This window comes from Haloferax massiliensis (assembly GCF_001368915.1).
Lineage (GTDB): Archaea > Halobacteriota > Halobacteria > Halobacteriales > Haloferacaceae > Haloferax > Haloferax massiliensis.
In genome coordinates this window covers 865,719-885,860 of the sequence record NZ_CSTE01000002.1, presented here as the reverse complement: position 1 = coordinate 885,860, position 20,142 = coordinate 865,719, and the positions used below count along the sequence as shown (strand labels likewise).

Here is a 20,142-nt window from a genome sequence, read left to right as displayed (position 1 = left end):
TCAGACATCGCTACACACCGCCGGTTCGTTGCCCGCTTGGTAGCCGGAACAGGCCTGCTGGAGTTCCGCTTCGAGTTCGCTGACCCGGTCTTCGAGGCGGGAGACGTCGGACCGAAGCGACCCGATGCGGTCCTCCAGTCGGTCGTTCGTCGCTTCGAGCTCCTCGTTGTCCGTTTCGAGGTCGTCTATCTGGTTTTCGAGGCGGTTGCGCTGTTCTTCGAGGTCGTCGAGCGTCGCCGTGAGGTCGCTGATTCGGCTCCGGGCGTCTTCGAGGCTGTTTTCCGTCTCCTGAAGCTCGCCCCGCGTCGACGACAGTTCGCCCTGCGTCGACGACAGCTGCGACTCCGTGTCTTCGAGGCTGTCGGAGACCTGCGAGACGTCGCCGCGGGTGCGTTCGAGGCTGTCGTTCAGCTCCCGTAGCTCCGTCCGCGTCGCCGACAGGTTCTGTCGGGTTTGCGAAAGGTCCTCTTCGAGCGCCGCGTTTCGCTCGCGCAACTGCTCGTTTTGCTCGTCGAGCGAGTCGACCGAGTACTGGTAGAACATCGTCGCGCCGACGGTTCCGGCGGTGAGGAGGACGACGATGACGACGAGACCGACGTTGAGGGACCGACCAAGGGCGCTCATATCAGACCACCTTCACTTTGCGTTCGACCCCGATACACTTGAAGACGCCGGACGAGCACCTCCGCGAGGTAGAGGAGGAACGCGGCGGCGACGAACGCGGCCGCCCAGTCGTCGCGCACGGGTTGGACGCCGGCGGCGTTGTCGCGGGCGGACGCGGCGATTTCGGCCGCGTCGTTGGGGCCGTACATCGTCCCGCCGCTGTCGGAGACGGCGGCTTCGAGCGCGGCCGACCGGCCGAACCCGGCGTACTCGACGGGGTAGTTCACCGCGAAGGCGGTGTCGAGCACGTCTCGGTAGCCCGTCTCGGTGGGGACGACGGTCGCCTCGTAGACGCCGGTATCGACCGCCGAGAAGGACAGTTCCTCGACGCCCCGCGGGCGCTCGCCGCCGCGGTAGACGACGGTCGTCGGCTCGCCGACCCGGGTGTCCGACGCCTCGGCGACGCCGGACGCCTTCCGCTCGGGGTCGCCGATGACGTAGTTCGTGGTCTTCGTGAGCAGGAGCGAGTCGGGGCGCTGGAGCAGGCCGTCGAGCGTGCCGTCGCCCGCGTAGGCGGTGACGGTGGCGACGCGGCCGAGGCCGTAGCGCCACGAGGCGACCGCGGGCGTGCCGTCGTCGGCCGCGACGAGGAAGTTCGCGCCGCTCCTGACCGACACGTCGTTGACGCTGCCGGGGTTGGCGGTCAGTTCCACCCCGGCGGTGACGAAGTCGTTCTGGTCGACGACCGTGAGGCCGTCGCCCGCGTACTGGCGGTTCGACCCGCCGAAGAGGATGCGGAGCCGGTCGGTCTCGTCGGCCCTGAGGTAGTTCCCGCCGGACGCCCGCGCGATGGCCCGGAGCGTCCGTTCGTTCGGGCTCGGCCCGGTTCCGATGGTGATGACGCTGACTCCGTCGCGGCCGAGTTGGTCCGCGAGCGTCGCGGCGTCTTGGAACCGGTCGTGACCGTCGCTGATGAGGATAATCGTCCCGCGCCTGTCGCCGAGCTGCTGGGCCGCGCCGTCGAGACCGACCGCGATGTCGGTCGCGCCGCCGGACTGGAGGCGGCGGATGAGGTCGGCGGTCGACTCGCGGTTCGGCCCGAGCGGGCGGAGCGGCGCGACGTCGTAGGCGCGGTAGTTGAAGCCGACGATGCCGACCCGGTTCTCGTCGCCGAGCTGGTCGAGCGCGTCGAGCGCGACCGACTTCTGGACGCGCATGCCGCTTTCCGCGCTGCCGGAGACGTCGATGGCGAAGACGAGGTTCGTCTGTTGGGACGCGCCCTCGCCGGTCGTGACCGGGAGCATCGACGCGAGGCTCGACCCGTCGTAGCCGCCGTTTTCGAACGAGTTGCGCCCGCCGACGGTCAACAGGCCCCCGCCGTCGATGACGAACCGCTGGAGCGACTCGGTGTTGCCCACGTCCTCGGCGCGCACGTCCTGTAGGACGACGGCGTGGTACGACGAGAGGTCCGCGGGGACGGCCTCGGCGGTCTCCACGTCGTACAGCTGCGAGAGGTAGCCGCGGAACGGATAGTCGCCGCGGGAGACGTACAGCACCCGCGGCGGCTCGACCACGCGGACCGTCTTGCGGAACACGTCGTTCGTCTCGAAGCGGTCGTCGCTGTCGATGCGGGCGGTGACGCGGTGGGTGCCGGTGGTCTCGAACGTCCGCGAGAACTCGATGCCGTCGGTGGTGTTGACCGTCTCGCGGGCGACCTCCTCGCCGTCGATTTCCACGGCGAGTTCGACGGTCGCGGTCTCGACGTCGTCGGGGACGACCCCGTCGACCTGCGCGAGGAACGCGTTCTCGACGCCGACGCTGGTCTTCGACGGGCCGCTGACGGTGACGTACTGTTCGGTCTCGGTCGGTTCGACGCCGACCGCGCTCACCGTCGCGTTGAGGTCGCGGGCGAGCGTCGTCGCGGACGCGAGGCTCCGCCCCGAAGTGACCTGTCCGTCGGAGACGAGGACAACCGTCCCGTCCGGTCTGAGGTTGGCCGCGACGGCGTCCCCGATGGGCGACTCGTCGCCGCGGGCGACCGTCGAGGTCGTGACGGGGACGCCCTCGTCCTCGATGTCCGCCGCGAGCTGCGACGCCACGTCCTCGGTGACCGCCGCGCTGTCGGAGTCGTCGACGAGGAGCGTCACCTGCGGGTCGCCGTCGGTCTGCCGCGTCGTGACGGTGTACGGCCCCGCGGCCGCGACGACCAAGCACAGGACGACGAGGAGCCGGGACGCGAACAGGAGCCGCCGGGAGCGCCCGCCGGCGGTCCCGTCGGCCCCGCGGAAGATGAGCGCCCACGCGAGGAGCGCGGCCACCGGGAGCGCGACGAGGAACAGCGGGCGCTGGAGGCCGAGCGTCCGCCCGGCGGCCTCGACGGTCCACGCGAGGGGCGTCGTCGAGGCGGACCTCCGGGCCGGTCGCCTCGCCGGCGGGCGTCCCGACGGTCTGGTTCGCGCCCGCCGCGAGCGACCCGCCCGTCTCGCGGTTCAGTTCGGAAAGCGTCGAGCGCCCGGCGAGGTAGAACACCGAGCGCTTCCAGAACACGGGGTACTGGTAGTTGTACTTGAACGCCGAACTGTCCTCCATGAAGCCGTAGTAGAGGACGCGACCGGCCCCGCGGCGCTCGACGGCGACGAGCGAGGTTCCGCCGGTCGTGTTCACGAGCGACTGGCCCGCCCGGAGGTCGCCCGCGACGTACTCGGTCGGCGGCGGGAAGGTGATGTCGCGGGTTATCGGGTGGCTCTCGACGGTCCCGACCGTCGGGTTCGTCTCGATGGGCCCCTGCGAGACGAGGCGCAGGTCGCCGTAGTTCGGCGACTCCTCTTGGGCCTGAATCGCCACGCCGCCGCCGTCGGCGACGATCTCCCGGCCGGCCTCGACGTTGCCCGCGAGCAGGCGACCGGGGTTGACGTTGCTGTAGATGACCACGTCGTAGTCCGTCGAGACGGCCGTCGGCGGGTTGTCCACGGTCAGAGACACCTCGGGGATGACCGACAGCGCGGCCGTCAGGTAGCGGTTCTCGTCGTTCGTGAGGACGAGCACGTCCACCGACGCGTCCTCGGGGGCCGCGACGAACAGCGCGTCGTCGGTCGGGAAGGCGTCGCCCGGCGAGAGCGCGACCCGGCCGCCGCCCGCGGGGACCGGGAGCGTCGCGGTCGCCACGTCGTCGGGGTCCAGCCGGACCTCGCGGGTGGTCCCGGCGAGCGAGAGCGTCCGCGTGACGGCCGACTCGCCGTAGTTCTTCACCGTCACGGTGACGTTCGGGCCGGAGAAGCGCCGGTCGACGATGCCGACGTTGCCCTGCCCGCCGCCCGCGAACTGTTGCAGTTCGACCACGAGCCCGCGGGCGCGGGCCTCGCGGACCGCGTCGCTCCACGGCGAGTCGTCGGCGAAGTCGCTCAGGACGACGACGCGGGCGTCCTCGCCGGCGACGGAGGCGGCGGCGGTGATCGCCGAGCGGAGGTCGCCGGGGGCCGCGCTCGCCTGCAGGCCGTCGAGGGCGGCTCGGGCGTCGGTCGCGCTCCCCCGGCGGAGCACCACGTCCGCGTTCGCCCCCGCCGCGACGACCGAGGTCGTGCCGGAGACCTCGTCTCGCGCCGCGGCGAGGGCGCTGTCGAATCGCGTCCCGCCGCCGTCGCGGACGCCCATGCTCGCGCTCGTGTCCACGACGAGGACGGTCTCTTGGACCGTCTCCGACTCGGGGACCAACACGTAGGGCGTCGCCAGCGACCCGACGAGCGCGACGAGCGCGAGCAGTTGGATGAGGAGAAGCAGGCTCCGAAGCAGGCGGTCGAAGATGGGGTTCGAGGCGCTTCGCCCCGCCGCGTCCGCGAGGAACCGGAAGGTCGGGAGGGTGCGCCGGACCGGCTCCGGCCGCAACAGATAGAGGATGACGAGCGGGACCGCACCGAGGAGGGCGACCAACCCGAGGGGAAACAAGAAGAACTCGTCGAGGGCCATGCCCGACCCGTGGCGCGCCTCCGGTATGGCTGTTTCCCTATTCGTTGACACGTTCCGGAATATCGACCTGTCGGAATACGTGAACGTCGGGGGCGCTCGCGCGGGCCGATTCGCCGATTGAATAACCGCGGTGCATTAGACTGTCAATTGAAAGTACGTCATTGCATAACAATGCACTTGAATTATAACACGACACAATTTTATGCTCTAAGGTTATTTATCGAACTACGATGGGAACTGATAGGTACACACCGCGGTCGTACGACGACATCGCCCCGGAGCAGCGCCCGACGCTCAAACAGGCGCTCGTTCCGGTGGTCGGACTCGTCGCCTTCCTCGGTCTCGGGTCGGCGTGGCTGGGACTCGACCCGCACATCCCGCTCGTCTGGAGTATCGCGCTGGTCGGCCTCCTCGGCCGGTTCGTCTGGGGCTACACCTGGGAGGACCTCTACGAGGGCATCGAACGCAGTCTGTCGATGGGGCTACAGGCGATTCTCATCCTGTTTACCATCTACGGCGTCGTCTCGACGTGGGTCGCCGCGGGGACGATTCCGACGCTGATGTACTACGGTCTCGACCTGCTGTCGCCGCAGGTGTTCCTGCCCGCGACGGCGCTTCTCGTCGGTATCGCCACCTTCGCCATCGGCTCGTCGTGGACCGCGGTCGGAACCCTCGGCGTCGCCTTCATCGGCATCGGCTCGGGGCTCGGCGTCCCCGAACCGATGACGGCCGGCGCGATTCTCACCGGCGCGTACGCGGGCGACAAGCAGTCCCCGCTCTCGGACACGACGAACCTCGCGGCCGCCGTCACGAACACCGACCTCTACGACCACATCCGCGCGATGCGAAACGGAACGGCCGTCGCGTTCGGCCTCTCGCTCGTCGGCTTCGTCGTCCTCAGCCTCGGCATCACCGGGACGATTCCGGCCGGCCAAATCGCCGATATTCAGACCGCGCTCGCCTCCTCGTACGACATCACGCTCCTCGCGTTCCTGCCGCTGGCGGTCACCTTCGGCCTCGCCGCGGCGGGCTACCCCGCGCTGACCGTCCTCCTCGCCGGCGCGTTCGCCGGCGCGTTCACGAGCGTCCTCGTGCAGGGCGCGTCGTTCGTCGCGGCGTGGCAGACGTTCATGAGCGGCACCGGGCCGGAGACCGGCTCCGAACTCGTCAACAGCCTGCTCGCCTCGGGCGGCGTCTCCGGCTCCGCGTGGACTATCGCCGTCGTCGTCGCGGCGCTGACGCTCGGCGGCCTGCTCGAACAGACCGGCGTGCTCGCGGTCCTCGCCCACCGCCTCCAGCGCGGGATTCGGAGCCCGCGCCTGCTCGTCGCCTCGACCGGCCTCTCGGCGATAGTGACCAACGCGCTCACCGCCCAGCAGTACATGAGCATCGTCGTCCCCGGCATGACGCTCCGCGACACCTACGACGAGTTCGGCCTCGACAGTTCGGACCTCTCGCAGGCCATCGAGTCCGCCGGGACGCCGACCGGCGCGCTTCTCCCGTGGCACGCCGGCGGCGCGTACATGGCGGGCGTCCTCGGCGTCTCGACGCTCCAGTACGTCCCGTACTACTTCTTCGGCTACCTCTCGCCGCTCGTGCTGTTCGCCTTCGTCCTCGCGGGCGTCGGCTTCTCGGGGAACGGCACGACCCGACCCGGCCCCGCCGCTGCCGCGTCTGACGACGACTGACGCGACGCGAACCCGCGCCGCGATACCGAACCGAAATCTCGGTTTTTCGTTACCGCTCTACCGCCGCTCTGAGCGCACGCACCTCGTCGCGGACGGCGGCCCACTGCTCGACCGTGCCAGGAATCTCGTCGCTATCGCGGTCGTCGCGTCCCTCGATTCGGTCGCGGACGGTTCCGGGGTCGTTCACGTCGTCGAAACGGATAGCGCCGCCACCCGCGGCCTCGACCGCGACTGTCCCGTAACCGAACAGCGACCCGGTGACGCCCTGCGAGAGCGCGCTGTTCTGGACGCGGTCGAGGGAGACGCGCTGGACCGTCCGAGAGAGGACGCCCGTCTTCCGATACAGCGCCCGGTCGGTGACGACGAAACGCGTGTTGGTGACGCGGAGGTACGACCACGCGGGCAAGAGGGGTCCGACGAGGGCCACGAGCGCGAGCGCCGGCACGTCGTTCACGACGGCCACGGCGGCCGAGACGACGGCGATCGCGGCTCCGACGACCGCGGCGGGGATGACGGTCTGTATCCGCGGGCGACCCGCCCAGCGGACGGTCTCGTCGTCGCCGCGGGCCAGCCAGTCGTCGACGGCCGCGACGGTCTCCGAGTCGGCCACTGAGTCGGCCGCCGAGTCGGTCGGGGCGGGGTCGTCCGGCGAGTCCGCGGGTCGTGAATCGCCGTCCGTCATCGCTCGTCGGTCGTCGCGTCGAACTCGAAGTCGCTCGGTTCGAGCGCGTCGGACGAGGCGTCGGAGTCGGAGTCGGTTCCGTCCCCGTCGGGCGCGTCGTCGCCCCCGGCCGCCTCCCCCTCACCCTCGACGGCCCGCCGAATCGCGCGGAGTTCGGTCAGGATGTCGTCGAGGACGGCCGCCTTCCCCTCGGCGTCGGTCTCCGGTCCGGAGCGGCGCTTGATTCGCTCGTTGACGAGCGTCTGGAGCGACTGCGGGTCGGCGACGTTCTGGAAGCTCATCTCGATGCCGCTGCCGCCGGCGGTGCTGATGTTGACGGAGCCGTAGCCGAACTGCGCGCCGAGGAACGTCTGGCTGTAGGAGGTGTCCTGCACCTTGTCGAACTCGATGCGCTGGACGCTCCGGGAGAGGACGCCCGACTTCCGGTAGAGCGCGTCGGAGGTGACGACGTAGTTCGTGTTCGTGTGCGAGAGGTACGACCCGACGAGGAGCGGAATACCCACGAGAACGAGCGAGAGCGGGACGCCGACGATGAAGGAGGGCACGAGGCTGTAGGGATGCGGGGTGTCGGCCCAGAGCACCTCTTCGTCGTCGTCGAGGGTGAGCCAATCGAACTCGGTGGTCATGGCTGACACGTTTCCGGCGGCGGTGGAATAGTGTTCCGCCGACTAAGGCCGCCGCCAGTGAGTGACGGTACCACTTACCACGACAATTCCGCCCGGTTGGGCAAACCATTTTACGGATGCCCGCAACGGGGTTTCCATGGACAAGCAGTCACTGCTCGACTTGCTGCGTCACGACGCTCGCGAGAGCGTAGATGACATCGCCCGCCAGCTGGGCGCAGACGCCGAAGCAGTGGCAGCAGCGCTCGAAGAACTCGAAGACGACGGGGTCATCCGCGGCTATCAGGCGGTCGTCGACTGGAACAGCGTCGACGAGGAACACGTTCGCGCGCAGGTCGAAGTCGACGTGGAACTCGACCGCGAGACGGGCTACGAGGAGATTGCCCGCCGCATCGCGCGGTTCCCCGAGGTCGCCACGCTCAGACTCGTCTCCGGCGACTACGACTTCTTCATCGAGGTCGAAGGCGAGTCGATGCACGCCGTCTCGAACTTCGTCTCCGAGCGCATCGCCCCCATCCCCGAGGTCACGAAGACGGTCACGCACTTCGTGATGGACTCCTACAAGGAGGAGGGCATCGAACTCGGCGACGGCGACGACGACGACCGGCTGTCTGTGTCGCCATGACGCTCGGCGACCAGCTCTCGGACCGCGTCGAACAGGTGCCGCCGTCGGGGATTCGGAAGTTCTTCGAGCTCGCCGAGGAGGTCGACGACGTCATCTCCCTCGGCGTCGGCGAACCCGACTTCTCCGCGCCGTGGGCCGCTCGGACCGCCGCCATCGACTCGCTCGAACGCGGCAAGACCTCCTACACGTCGAACCGCGGGATGCGCGAACTCCGCGAGGCCATCTCGGAGCGCGTCACCCGCTACGGGCAGGAGTACGACCCCGAAGACGAGATTATCGTCACGACGGGCGCGAGCGAGGCCGTCGACCTCGCGTTCCGGGCGTTCGTCGACCCCGGCGACGTGGTGGCGATTCCCCAGCCGTCGTACATCTCGTACACGCCGGGGGCCATCTTCGCCGGTGGCGAGCCGCTACCGGTTCCGACCCGCGCCGAAGACGAGTTCAAGCTCACTCCCGAGGCGCTCGAAGCCGCCGGGGCCGACGAGGCCGACGTGTTGGTGCTTTGCTACCCGAACAACCCGACCGGCGCGGTGATGACCGACGACGAACTCGCCGACGTGGCCTCGTTCGTCAGGGACCACGACCTCGTCGTGCTCTCCGACGAAATCTACTCGGACCTCCGGTACGAGGACGACCACGCCTCCATCGCCACCCAGCCCGGGATGCGCGAGCGGACCATCGTGTTCAACGGCTTCTCGAAGGCCTACGCGATGACCGGCCTGCGCCTCGGCTACGCCATGGCTCCGGCGGGAGCCATCGACGCGATGAACAAGGTCCACCAGTACGCGATGCTGTCGGCGCCCACGACGGCGCAGTACGCGGCGCTCGAAGCCCTGCGGTCCTGCGACGACTCCGTCGAGGAGATGCGCCGCGAGTACGACCGCCGCCGGCGGTTCGTCCTCGCCCGCTTCGAGGAGATGGGACTCGACTGCTTCGAGGCGAAGGGCGCGTTCTACGTCTTCCCCGAGGCCCCCGACGGCGACGACGAGGCGTTCGCCGAGGGCCTCCTCGAAGAACAGAACGTCGCGCTCGTCCCCGGAAGCGTCTTCGGCGAGGGCGGCGCGGGCCACCTCCGCGTCTCCTACGCGACGGGGATGCGCGAACTCCGCGAGGCGATGGACCGCATCGAAGCGTACGTCAGCGACTGAGCCGACCGGACGACACCCGCACCCCCTTTTTCCCGAACGAGCGCCGCACCAAAGTATGCGAAGCATTCACACGGTTGGGGCGCGTACGTTCAGCGATGTACGACGAGATCCTGCTCCCCGTCGACGGGAGTCCGACGGCCGAACAGGCGGCGCCGCACGTGTTCGACCTCGCCGAGCGGTACGACGCGACGGTCCACGTGCTGTTCGTCGTGAACACCACGCGGGACAACGCGGGTATCGTCGGCGGGCCGGTCCTCGAAACGCTGGAACAGGAGGGCAAACGCGTCGTCGATGAGGTCACAGCACGCGGCGAGAGCCGCGGTATCGAGACGGTCGGGGCCGTGCGTCGGGGCGCGCCGCACGGCGCCATCCTCGACTACGCGACCGAACACGGCGTGGCGGTCATCGCGATGGCGACCCACGGGCGGACGGGCGTCGAACGCGTGCTCCTCGGGAGCGTGACGGAGCGCGTGGTTCGGACCGCGCCGGTCCCCGTGTTGACGGTCCGTGCCACCGAGTAGTCCGGGCGAAGCGGACACGGCGACTCGGCCGTTCGAACGGCCGTTGACGCCGCCGGGCGGAGTGTGTCATCGGTGCCGACCACTGTTGGCACATCTCGGGGGACCAACACGCAAAGTCTTATTAAATGTGGTTTCGTCGTTCGATACGAATGGTTTCGGGAGGTGACACGGACACCGCCGTGACGGAGGACACGTCCACGTTCCAACTCGGGCTGGACGACCTCAAGCGACGGGGGAGTGCGCTCCTCGTCGTTGGATCGGTTCCGACCGAACTCTACTCGCGTGCGTCCAAGCAGATGCTCGGCGCTCCCGACGAGCCGCGGCGTCGTCTACTGGTTCTCAACGGTTCGACGCCGCTCGACGACCGGCTCGATTCCGGCGTCGAACGCTCCGCGGAGTGGACGCGCGTGGTTCGGTACGCGACGCTCGAACGAAGCGCGGCGGCATCGCCGTCGCCGGCCGCCGCCGTGCCGAGTGCGGACGACACCTGCGAGCGCTGGATCGACGGCGGCCTCGGCCGACTCGGCGCGGAACTCGCCAACGACGTGACCGAGTTCGACACGCTCGCCGGCGGGCTCTCTCCGGCCGAACTCCGCGTCGCGTTCGACTGTCTCCCGTCGCTCCTCTCGCGGTACGACCGAGACCACGTGTTTCGGTTTCTCCACGTCATGACCACCCACGTTCGCGCGCGAGACGGGATGGTCCACGTCTGGTCACCCGGTGACCGCGAAGACGAGGTCAACCGACTGCTCGAACCGCTGTTCGACGCCGTCGTCGAACTCGACGTCGAGGGTTCCGAGGCCCGCCAGCGGTGGTGTCTCCGGCGGAAAGACGTCTCGTCCGGCTGGTTTCCGTTGGAGTCGTGAACTTCTCGCGACCAGTACGTTTTTCACCTTAATCGTGTCACATAGACACAATGGAACCGCCCGGGCAGGGCGAGCGGGCTGACGCGTCTTCCACGCTGGAAGTCGGCTTTTCGCTCCCTTCAGAAGGAACGGGGTTGGTCGTTCGGGACAACGTGGAACGCCACCAGTTCGTGCTCCGCACGCCGTCGCCGGTCGCGCCGGAACCCACCGACCGCCGTCGGTTCTCGCTTCCGACGGACGCCGCGGTCCGCATCGAGACCGGCCGCATCGGGCTGGCGGCGAACACGGTCGTCTGCGTCCGCGACGAGGCGGGATCGATGCTCGCGCAGGTCGACCAACAGGGGCGCGAGGAACTCGGGGCGGGAACGTACAGCATCGAACTCTTCGGCGCGGTCAAGACGTACCTCCGGGCCGACGGACCGCTGACCGTCGACGCGCGACCGTTCGAAACCGTGCTCTCCTTCGAGGACCCGCAGCCGGTGTCCGTCGGCGCGCGGTCGTCCCACGAGAGCCCGGCGGCGACGATTACGACGACCGACGATCCGCTCGACGTGATGGCGGCCGTCTCGGCGTTCAGTTCCGCGCTCAAGACCACGAGCGTCGAGCGGTCGTACCCGACGCTCCGGGGCCACCCGCCGCTTCTCGAACTGGGCGACGAACTCGTCGTCCCCGAAGCGCTCGACGTCCCCGAGACCGGCGTCCGCATCGAACTCCCGCCGACGCTTCGCCACGTGTTCGTGGCGACGCCGCTGGCGTACTACCTCGGCGCGCGGCTCGTCCCCGGTGACGCCCCGCGACTCGTCGCCGAAAGCGGGTTCGTCCACGACTTCGACGGCCCCCACGGCTTCGAGGAGGCGGTCGCGCGCGCGCTCAAGCGGACGTTCTTCCTCGACTGCGTCGTTCGGACGGAGGGCATCTACGACGTGCCGCTCCACGAGCGCCAGACCGTCGAATCGCGGACGGACATCGAGGTCAAGGAGTTGTACGACGCGTCGCTCGGCGAACGGCTCTCGGCGTACTTCGAGATTCCCTACGAGCGGATCGCCGACCTCCTCCCGGAGTGGAAACTGACGACGCACGTCGCGCCCCGGGCCGACAACATCGAGCTTCTCCCATTCGTCACGAACGACCTCGCGGTCGTCCGGACGCCGTCGGGAACCGAGGTTCACCACTCGGCGGTTCAGGCGGCGGTCGTCGACGACTTTCTCAGGGACGACGGCGACGGCGACGTCGTCAGGAGCGCGGGCACGACGACGCCGAGCGAGACGTACGTCAAACCCAGTTCGACCGATTCGGTCGAGCAGGCGTGGATCAGCGACGGGACGCCCGTCGGCGCGAGCAAGACCACGCCCGCCGCCTACCGGAACCGCCTTCAGCGGGAGCCGACGCAGGGTGACATCGGTATCACGGTCGTCTGTAACGACCCCGAGATGCTCGCCGAGACGGATATCGTCGACGAGGTGTACGGCTCGCGCGACGGACTGTCGTTCGACGTCGACGCCCACTACGACCTCAGCGGGGCGGCGCTTCGGGAGACGCTCGCGGAGCCGACCGACTTCCTCCACTACATCGGTCACATCGACGACGACGGCTTCCAGTGCCGCGACGGCAGGGTCGACGCGGAGACGCTCGACACCGTCGGCACGGGGGCGTTTTTCCTCAACGCGTGTCAGTCGTACGACCAGGGGCTGGCGCTCGTCGAGGCCGGCGCAATCGGCGGCATCGTCACGTTCAGCGAGGTCGTCAACAGTCAGGCGGTCGGTGTGGGGCGCACGCTGGCTCGCCTCCTCAACGGGGGGTTCCCGCTACAGGCGTCGCTGGAGGTGGTCCGAATCGACAGCGACGTGGCACACCAGTACGGCGTCGTCGGGGACGGGAGTCTCTCTGTGGTACAGTCCGAGAGCGGAGTCGCGGTCTACTGCGAAGTGTTCGACAAAGCAGACGGCCAGTTCGACGTTTCATACCGCGCGTTCAACACGTCGCGGGCGGGAATCGGGTCGCTGATCAGGCCCGCACTCACCGACAGTATGCCGTATTATCTCTCTTCTTCCGGCGTCTCGAACACCGAGCTGACTGAGGACGAACTCCGGGACTTCCTCGCGCTAGAACAGATTCCGGTCATCTACGACGATACCGTCTACTGGAACCGCGAGTTCCTTTCGTGATTACGGCCCGTAGATGACGCTGGTGTTTCCGGCCGCCACGCTGCCGGCCTGTGAGAGCAGGAGCGCGAGCGTGAACAGGACGCCCATCATGCGGGGGTTCTGACGAAGGTACGCGACCATCTGGTTGCTGTCGTCGGACATGTGCAGTTACCTCAAGGAGCGAGCTCAAAATATAATTTTTCGTGTATATCTGATATGAAATTAAATGAATTAAGTGGGCGGGACTCGCAAGTAATCGTCAATCAGACGAACGGTCCCCGTGTGAGTGCGAGAAACGACCCGCCGGGTACGAAAAACGGCCCGTTAACCGACGAAGACGGCAGACAGAGAGAACGGTCGGCGTCCGAAACGGGCGGGCTCGTTCAGTTGTCGATATCGGCTTCGCCGCCGATGTCCCGGTACACTGCGGAGATTCCTTCGGTCTCGTCGAGTTGGCCGAGCGTCTCGTCGAGCTCGCGCCGTAGCTCGTTCAGACGGGCGGTGAGCCGCTGGTACTCCTCGTTTTCTTCGAGCGCAGCCTCGTCCTTTTCGGACTCTAACAGCGCCTTCTTCGACGCGAGGGAAAACAGGTCCTGAATGCCCACGTCGTAGGCGTTTCGTAAGATGAGGTTAGAGACCGTCTCGGTCAGCGCTTCGCGCGAGACTGGCTTGACGAGATAGTCGTCGAAGCCCATCGCGATGATGTCGAAGTCGGGTTCGACCGCGGTCACCATCGCGACGCGGCACTCGAAGCCACGGTCCCGGATCTCCGAGAGCGCCTCGTCGCCCGAGAGGTCGGGCATTCGACGGTCGAGGAGAACAACGTCAACCTCGTCGTCGAGCTTATCGAGCGCCTCGCGGCCGCCGTAGGCGACACGAACGCTGTAGTCGTTCCTAAGCCAGGTTGCGTACAGGTCGGCGAGGTCAGGCTCATCTTCAACGATGAGCACCAGTGGCTGTTCTGCGCTCATTGGTATTGTAGTGGTGTTCCGGGGACGCTCACGAAACTCAATGTCGTGCAGTGGTATATCAAAATACCTCTTGTCTAACGCCGTCCGAAACCGCACTTGTGGGCACTAATTACCCCCCGGAGTTGTTATACATTCCGGCGAACCGAACAGATACTACCCGTCAGGTGTCCCCGAAATCGACTCGATAGTGATGCGGTTCGCCTCGACGTCTTCCAACACCGCACCCCACCCGCCGACGGTGTAGGTCTCCCCGTCGGTCTCGACGGTGAGACAGACCTGTCCCGCGAGTTCGGAAAACGACAACGTGTCCGTCGGCGTGGAGACCGCCGTGTAGTACACGTCCGTCACTTCGCCGGTGAACTCGATGGGGTCGCGCTCGTCGGTCTCGTAGCCCTTGATGTGGGCGACGATTCGGTTCCCGTCGCGGACGAGCGGTTCCGCGTCCTGAACGAAGTGTCTGATGTCGGAGTACACTATCGGCGGTTCGTCGGTCTGGGCGTCGTAGACGACGTCCCAGACCTCCCACAGCGCCGTCTGGAAGTACCAGTGGAAGACGTACGCCAGCGTGTAGTCGTCGACGAGGACGCCGTACTGGTTCACCGAGTTGTCGTGCGGCGCGAAACACGCGCCCGTCCGGTCGACGATGGCGACGAACGGCGTCGGCAGCGTCCGGTGTCTGACCTCCGTGGCGACCCCGCGGTACTCCCGCTGTGCGACCGGTTCGAGTTCGTCGGTCCGATCGGGGTGGAGCACGATCTTCACCAGCGCGCCGTTCTCGTACGCCTCCGCGAGCGCCGGCTTGAGCTCGTCGAACTGCTCGGGGGTGACGGACAGTTGGACCTCGCCATCCGCCTCCCGAATCATCTCTTCGGCCCGGCTGAACACCGTCTCGAAGCGTTTGACGATGCTCAGCATGTGCCGGTCGACCGCGGGCTGTTGCCAGCGCGTCTCGATTTCCTCCGCCGCTTCGTCCAGTTGGACGGCGCGGTTCTTGAGGTCCTCCATCACGGATTTCGGGTCGCACGCCCGCGCGTGCAGACTGTCCTGTTCGTACGTCTCGATGTAGCCTTTCGCTTCGAGGTCGCGGAGAACATCGTAGATACGGGCGGTCGGCACGGCACAGGCGTCGGCGAGTTCGGTCGCGCTCGCCGCTCCGAGTTGGAGGAGCGCGACGTAGGCTTCCGCCTGATACTGTGACAACCCGGCGTTCCGAAGTGCGGTGCGTAGCTCCGCGGTATCCATCGCTTGTAGACGGACGACATACATCCCTATTAATTATCGCATGTTCTCGTCCCGCGGTCGTTCCGGGAGTCGAGTCGTTAGATTGCGAATGCGACGCGAGGGTGAGCGCGGCGGGACCCCGAGCGGTGTCCCAGAAAAACGCCGGCGTTCGGGAATCACGGCCGGAGCGCGGTGAAATCGGGGCAGAGACGGCAGAGACGAGAGAGACCGGAGAAACGCGAGAACGCGTTACTCGCTCGGACTGTAGTTCGGCGCTTCGTCGGTGATCATCACGTCGTGGGGGTGGCCCTCGGTCTGCCCGGCGGCCGAGACGCGGACGAAGCGGGCGCGCTCTTTGACCCCGGAGATGGTCTCCGCGCCGACGTAGCCCATGCCGGACTGCATGCCGCCGACGAGCTGGTGGAGTTCGGACGCGAGCGAGCCCTTGTACGGCGTCGCGGCCTCGACGCCCTCGGGGACGTACTCCTCGTCTTCGTTGTCCTCTTTGAGGTAGCGGTCGGCACCGCCGGACTGCATCGCGCCGACGGAGCCCATGCCGCGGTACTGCTTGTACTTCTTGCCGTTCATCGTGATGACGCGGCCGGGGGCCTCGTCGGTGCCGGCGAAGTAGGAGCCGAGCATGACGGCGTCGGCACCGGCGGCGACCGCCTTGATGGCGTCGCCGGAGTAGCGGATGCCGCCGTCGGCGATGACCGGGATGTCGTAGTCGGCGGCGACGTCGGCGACCTCCGCAACGGCCGAAATCTGGGGCATGCCGGAGCCGGAGACGACGCGGGTCGTACAGATGGAACCGGGGCCGATGCCGACCTTGATGCCGTCGGCGAAGTCGACGAGTTCGGCCGCGGCCTCGCGCGTGCCGACGTTCCCGACCACGACGTCCGCCTCGACGGACTCCTTGATGTCGCGGGCGGTGTCGATGACGTTGAGGTTGTGGGCGTGGGCGCAGTCGATGAAGATGACGTCGACGCCGGCGTCGTCGGCCATCTGCGCGCGCTCGTCGTCGAACGGGCCGACGGCGACGCCGCAGACGAGGCGGCCGTCGTCGTCGCGGGCGGCGTTCTCGTGTTCGCGGCGCTGGAGGATGCCCTGCATCGTGACGAGGCCGACGAGGCGGCTGTCGTCGTCGACGATGGGGACGCGCTCTATCTTGTGGTCGTACATGAGTTCGAGCGCGTCGCGGGCGGTCACGTCGCGTTCGGCCGTGATGACCTCGTCCGTCATGGCCTCGCCGACCTCGTCGGACTCGCCGACTTCGAGGTATGGGCGGATGTCCGTGCCGGAGATAATGCCGAGGACCACGTCGTCGTCGTCGACGACGGGCGCGCCGGAGACGCCGGCGCGCTCCATCATCTCGTCGACCTCGCTGATGGTCTGGCCGGGGTTGGCCGTGACCACGTCCTCGCGGCGGATGACGAGTTCGTCGGCGCGCTTGACGCGCTCGATCTCGCGGACCATCTGCTCGGCGTTCATGTTGCGGTGGAGCACGCCGAGGCCGCCCTCGCGGGCCATCCCGATAGCCATCCCGCTTTCGGTGACGGTGTCCATCGCCGCAGAGAGGATGGGAATGTTGAGTTCGACGTTCTTCGAGACGCGCGTCGACACGTCGGCGTCGTCGGGTTCGACGCGGCTCTCCATCGGGCGGAGCAGCACGTCGTCGAATGTGAGGGATTCGGGTACCCGTAGCTTCTCGGTGAAGGGTTCTCGGTCAGGAACGTCGTTCGCCATATCAAGCGTGGTTGCGGCGACGACAAAAGGGTTGCGAGATAGCACGGGCGTGTCGATGTATCGCAAACTATGTCGGCAATATGTACACGTGTGTGCTTACGCGGCCGCCGCGTCGGCGGGCGAGGCGCACAATCGGAACACGCGGCCGTGGCCGCGTCGACTGGATACGCCGGCACGACTGCCGAGGCACCCGTTCCTCGTCATGGTGTACCGAATGGCAATACTATCGTGAATAATCACCATGTTCACGAATGTGTATCCCAACATTTCCGAGATTTCAGAGTATATCCGACGAATCTTCAGCTACGCTTATAAATAAAGCAGAAATTTCTGTGTTGCATGCGGTCGTATCCCACACAACGTTTAATACTCCTGTCCTATTGTAATCTCGTATGGACTCCACGCGTCCCGCCGCATCGCGCATTGCCGGTCAAACGACCTCCGACTCCGGCATTCTCTTTACAGCGATGTGGCAGACATTTAAACGGGAGTTCAATATCGGACGAAATGGGCTTCGCGTGCGGAGCGCCCGCACCCCGCTGTCCGAATTGCGTCCCTATCGCCGCTTGGGCCATGGTGACGGCCAGTAACATCGAATGAGTGTCTCACGCCACCCAGTCGCCCTTCGCCTTGAGCAGCAGGTGGGGGGTGCCACCCGACTGCTCGCAACCGTCATGGGGCTGCCCCTCATCGACGGCATCTTCCCCGCGCTCATCATCGCGGGGGCGCTGACGACCACCGCGGGCGACCCCTCGATTACGGGCATCCTCCAGACCGGCCTGCTCATCTTCGGCGGCTCCGCGACGGTCGCGGTCATCCTCGCCGAGATGGACGGCACGCGCCGCGAACAGCTCACGTCCATCCTCCTGCTCGGCGCGCTGCTCATCCCCGTCGCGGTCGCCGAGGCCGCCCTCGCGGAGGTCATCGCGGAGGTCCTGTACTTCGAGCGGTTCCACCGGTTCGCCGGCCTCGTCATCCTCGCCGTGGCGGCGAAGACGGCCTCCTCGAAGGTCGGCGAGTACCTCCCGTCGCCGAGCGTCATCGTCGGCCTCGGCCTCGTTGCGAGCTTCAACCCCTCCGGCATCGAAGCTCTCATCAGCCCCGACACGAACCTGCTCACCGCTAACCCGGTGCGCCTCCTCAGCGCCGGCGCGGCGGCCGGTACCGGCGTCGGGTTCGCCGGGGCGGTCGCGCTGTTCGCCCCGCAACTCCGCGGCAACGTCGACATCGACCTCTTCCGCTTCGGTAGCTCGGTCGCACTCGGCATGCTGGCGCTCGAAGTGCTCGGCCTGATGCCGACGCAGGCGCCCGTCGCACTCGGCGTCCTCGCCGTCACCGCGCTGTTCGCGTTCGACCCCGGCTCCGACGACGCGGACCTCGACGAGTTCGTCGACGACGCCTCCGCCACCGAGTCGGCCACCCCCAGCGCCAACGCGAACGGGGCGGTCGCAGACGGCGGTGACGACGGCGACCTGACCGAGGACTACGACGCCCTGGTCGACGACGGCGCGGACGAGACCGACGACGACGGCTCCGGTCCGGGGTACGGCTACCCCGGCGAAGAGGAGTCCCGCGCGCCCTGGCTGTAACCCGCCGGGCGACTTTTTCTCCCGGCCGACGAACCCCGTCGCATGCGACGGAGCTTCGATATCCGAACCGAGCGCCGGCTTCAGGTCGTCGACGTGACCGACGAGGTCGAAACGGCGCTTGCCTCCGACTCAGACGGCGTCTGTACGGTCTTTTCGAAACACACCACCGCCGGCGTCTGCGTCAACGAATCCGAACCGCGACTGCTCGGCGATATCGAGTCGATGCTCGCCGAGGCGGTCCCCGACGACGGCTGGGACCACGACGACCTCGACGGGAACGCCGACTCGCACCTCCGGGCGCTCCTCGTCGGCAACGGCGTCTCGATACCCGTCGCGGACGGCGACCTCGACCTCGGCCGGTGGCAGTCCGTCCTCCTCGTGGAGTGCGACGGCCCGCGCACCCGGACCGTGACGGTTGCGACGCCCTGAGTCGACCCGGGGCGCGGCCTCGCAGGCATCGGCGGCGTCGAACCCGAAACCGACGCCGACCGCTGGCGGAGGGCTTACTTACTTCGGGACGGTTGCACGGGTATGAGCAACCGCGTCGTGCAAGGACGGATGGTCACGCCCGAGACGCTCGCCGAACTCGTCGAGGGCGAGCGCCCGATGGACGCCGAGCCGATTCAGGACGCCGACTTCGACTGCCCGGAGTGCGGCGAGAACGTCATCCAAGTGGGCTACATGCCGAGCGTGACGGAGTTCGTGACGGCCTACAAGTGCCAGGAGTGCGACTGGGCCGACGACGACCGCGACGAGTAGAATCGAAACCCCTTTAAGAAAAATCGCCATACGAGAGAGTGCAGACAGAGCGAATCGGGGCTGTGGCCAAGCCCGGCATGGCGACTGACTCCAGAGGCTTGGCGCCCGGGACGACACTCCAGCTGATATACTGAGCGACCGACTGATCATCGGTCGTGTTGACGACCCTCTGGAGTTCCGAGGTGCCCACCGGAGATATCAGTCGATCGGGGGTTCAAATCCCTCCGGCCCCACTCTAACCTTAATTCTAACGCAGGGTTTTAACAAGGAGCAGAAGCGCTGTAATCGACCCTGTGACACGGGGGTGTTTCCCCGTGTCTGACTCTCCAAAACAGGAGAGTGACGACCTCGACGACGGGGACGGCGACCTCTGGTACGACGCCGAAGTCGACGAGTCGGAGCTGGGGAAGAAACGACTCGATGGACTCTCACCCGTGCCGACAGAGCACGGGAGGAAAGTCGCGTTCAACGCACTTCCTCTAGAGGCGTCGCGCGGACCGGGACGCTACGATAACTACTGGACGGACCCAGACCCGCCCTACGAGCCAAAGAGTCACGTCATCGACGGCTCCTACCGGGAACCACCAGCGAAGGAAGACAGCTGGCGGCTCATCCGCTACAACTGTGGAAGCTGTAAGAAGCGGTGCCTCGTCGACCACGCCGAGCGCGCCGTGAAGCTCCGGCAGTGTAGGGACTGCGCGCGGGTTCCCGCCCTCGACGACAAGCTGAGAGACCACCGTCTCACCAGTTTGTTGTGGGCGCACATGGCCGCCCGAGATTCCACCGCAAGGTCCGGAGAGGACGGTCAGGTTCTCGGCGGGAGCGCGGCGCACACGCGCGACCGCCCTGACCGTCCTGCCGGAAGCGAGGGCTCGCCCCTCGACCCGGAAGCCGGGCCGCACGAGTCCGGCGGACGCCGGGCTCAGACGAGAGGCGGTGCGGTGCAGTCTGACGAGTTACTGGCAGCCGACGGCGGGGAGCGTGAGTAGCGAT

19 protein-coding genes, 1 tRNA gene and 1 pseudogene are annotated in these 20,142 nt (G+C 67.3%); 12 read left to right on the top strand and 9 right to left on the bottom strand.

Features of this window, described 5'->3' with window-relative positions; translation table 11 throughout:
• From BN996_RS08520 to BN996_RS08510, 3 genes and pseudogenes are all read right to left on the bottom strand, one after another.
• A complete protein-coding gene (locus BN996_RS08520) occupies nt 1-624 on the bottom strand; it encodes a uroporphyrinogen-III C-methyltransferase (protein ID WP_089778243.1) in 624 nt (207 codons plus the stop codon).
• Nucleotides 621-2,942 carry a vWA domain-containing protein gene (locus BN996_RS08515; RefSeq protein ID WP_089778241.1) on the bottom strand — a complete coding sequence of 774 codons (2,322 nt, stop codon included), beginning with the start codon at nt 2,940-2,942 and terminating at the stop codon, nt 621-623. Before BN996_RS08515 ends, BN996_RS08520 begins: the two co-directional genes overlap by 4 nt.
• 52 nt (nt 2,943-2,994) lie before the next feature.
• Nucleotides 2,995-4,566, bottom strand: a pseudogene (locus BN996_RS08510) (vWA domain-containing protein); the annotation flags it as partial.
• Nucleotides 4,567-4,796: 230 nt separating this feature from the next.
• Between BN996_RS08510 and arcD the strand changes: the two are divergent.
• The gene (gene arcD / locus BN996_RS08505; protein WP_089778239.1) at nt 4,797-6,254 is read left to right on the top strand and encodes an arginine/ornithine antiporter ArcD; all 1,458 of its coding nucleotides are present in this window, start codon (nt 4,797-4,799) and stop codon (nt 6,252-6,254) included.
• A 49-nt stretch (nt 6,255-6,303) separates the two neighbouring features.
• Here the strand turns inward: arcD and BN996_RS08500 are convergent, their stop codons facing one another.
• A complete protein-coding gene (locus BN996_RS08500) occupies nt 6,304-6,936 on the bottom strand; it encodes a PH domain-containing protein (protein WP_089778237.1) in 633 nt (210 codons plus the stop codon).
• Complete coding sequence (locus tag BN996_RS08495) at nt 6,933-7,562, bottom strand: PH domain-containing protein (RefSeq protein WP_089778235.1); 630 nt, start codon at nt 7,560-7,562, stop codon at nt 6,933-6,935. The genes BN996_RS08500 and BN996_RS08495 overlap by 4 nt, the downstream gene beginning before the upstream one ends.
• A gap of 136 nt (nt 7,563-7,698) precedes the next feature.
• On the opposite strand from BN996_RS08495, the gene BN996_RS08490 reads away from it, so the two are divergent.
• The 5 genes from BN996_RS08490 to BN996_RS08470 all read left to right on the top strand — a co-directional run bounded on the left by BN996_RS08490 (nt 7,699) and on the right by BN996_RS08470 (nt 12,884).
• A complete protein-coding gene (locus tag BN996_RS08490) occupies nt 7,699-8,184 on the top strand; it encodes an Lrp/AsnC family transcriptional regulator (RefSeq protein WP_089778233.1) in 486 nt (161 codons plus the stop codon).
• On the top strand, nt 8,181-9,332 hold the full coding sequence (locus tag BN996_RS08485; RefSeq protein ID WP_042663839.1) for a pyridoxal phosphate-dependent aminotransferase: 1,152 nt from the start codon (nt 8,181-8,183) through the stop codon (nt 9,330-9,332). The genes BN996_RS08490 and BN996_RS08485 overlap by 4 nt, the downstream gene beginning before the upstream one ends.
• A gap of 95 nt (nt 9,333-9,427) precedes the next feature.
• The gene (locus BN996_RS08480; protein WP_089778231.1) at nt 9,428-9,853 is read left to right on the top strand and encodes a universal stress protein; all 426 of its coding nucleotides are present in this window, start codon (nt 9,428-9,430) and stop codon (nt 9,851-9,853) included.
• A gap of 149 nt (nt 9,854-10,002) precedes the next feature.
• Entirely contained in the window at nt 10,003-10,719 is a 717-nt protein-coding gene (locus tag BN996_RS08475; RefSeq protein ID WP_089778229.1) for a DUF7504 family protein, read from the top strand.
• Nucleotides 10,720-10,853: 134 nt separating this feature from the next.
• Nucleotides 10,854-12,884 (top strand): hypothetical protein, encoded by a 2,031-nt coding sequence (locus BN996_RS08470; protein WP_089778227.1) that lies wholly within the window; start codon nt 10,854-10,856, stop codon nt 12,882-12,884.
• On the opposite strand, the gene BN996_RS20085 is transcribed toward BN996_RS08470, so the two are convergent.
• From BN996_RS20085 to guaB, 4 genes are all read right to left on the bottom strand, one after another.
• Nucleotides 12,885-13,025 (bottom strand): DUF7503 family protein, encoded by a 141-nt coding sequence (locus BN996_RS20085; protein ID WP_167344118.1) that lies wholly within the window; start codon nt 13,023-13,025, stop codon nt 12,885-12,887. It abuts the gene before it with no gap.
• Nucleotides 13,026-13,246: 221 nt separating this feature from the next.
• Entirely contained in the window at nt 13,247-13,834 is a 588-nt protein-coding gene (locus tag BN996_RS08465; RefSeq protein ID WP_042663842.1) for a HalX domain-containing protein, read from the bottom strand.
• A gap of 153 nt (nt 13,835-13,987) precedes the next feature.
• Nucleotides 13,988-15,076 carry a TrmB family transcriptional regulator gene (locus BN996_RS08460; RefSeq protein WP_089778225.1) on the bottom strand — a complete coding sequence of 363 codons (1,089 nt, stop codon included), beginning with the start codon at nt 15,074-15,076 and terminating at the stop codon, nt 13,988-13,990.
• Nucleotides 15,077-15,304: 228 nt separating this feature from the next.
• Nucleotides 15,305-16,801 (bottom strand): IMP dehydrogenase, encoded by a 1,497-nt coding sequence (guaB, locus tag BN996_RS08455; RefSeq protein WP_089778223.1) that lies wholly within the window; start codon nt 16,799-16,801, stop codon nt 15,305-15,307.
• A 392-nt stretch (nt 16,802-17,193) separates the two neighbouring features.
• On the opposite strand from guaB, the gene BN996_RS08450 reads away from it, so the two are divergent.
• The 6 genes from BN996_RS08450 to BN996_RS20510 all read left to right on the top strand — a co-directional run bounded on the left by BN996_RS08450 (nt 17,194) and on the right by BN996_RS20510 (nt 20,138).
• On the top strand, nt 17,194-17,391 hold the full coding sequence (locus tag BN996_RS08450) for a DUF8099 family protein (protein WP_081603265.1): 198 nt from the start codon (nt 17,194-17,196) through the stop codon (nt 17,389-17,391).
• Between the two features lie 84 nt (nt 17,392-17,475).
• Nucleotides 17,476-18,390, top strand: a complete 915-nt coding sequence (locus tag BN996_RS08445; protein WP_089778221.1) for a DUF5794 domain-containing protein — start codon at nt 17,476-17,478, stop codon at nt 18,388-18,390.
• A gap of 42 nt (nt 18,391-18,432) precedes the next feature.
• Nucleotides 18,433-18,819, top strand: a complete 387-nt coding sequence (locus tag BN996_RS08440) for a secondary thiamine-phosphate synthase enzyme YjbQ (protein WP_042663866.1) — start codon at nt 18,433-18,435, stop codon at nt 18,817-18,819.
• A gap of 102 nt (nt 18,820-18,921) precedes the next feature.
• On the top strand, nt 18,922-19,149 hold the full coding sequence (locus BN996_RS08435) for a DUF5795 family protein (RefSeq protein ID WP_013035372.1): 228 nt from the start codon (nt 18,922-18,924) through the stop codon (nt 19,147-19,149).
• Nucleotides 19,150-19,205: 56 nt separating this feature from the next.
• Nucleotides 19,206-19,382, top strand: a tRNA-Trp gene (locus BN996_RS20080).
• Between the two features lie 81 nt (nt 19,383-19,463).
• On the top strand, nt 19,464-20,138 hold the full coding sequence (locus BN996_RS20510; RefSeq protein ID WP_226908725.1) for a hypothetical protein: 675 nt from the start codon (nt 19,464-19,466) through the stop codon (nt 20,136-20,138).
• The last annotated feature ends 4 nt before the right edge of the window (nt 20,139-20,142 follow it).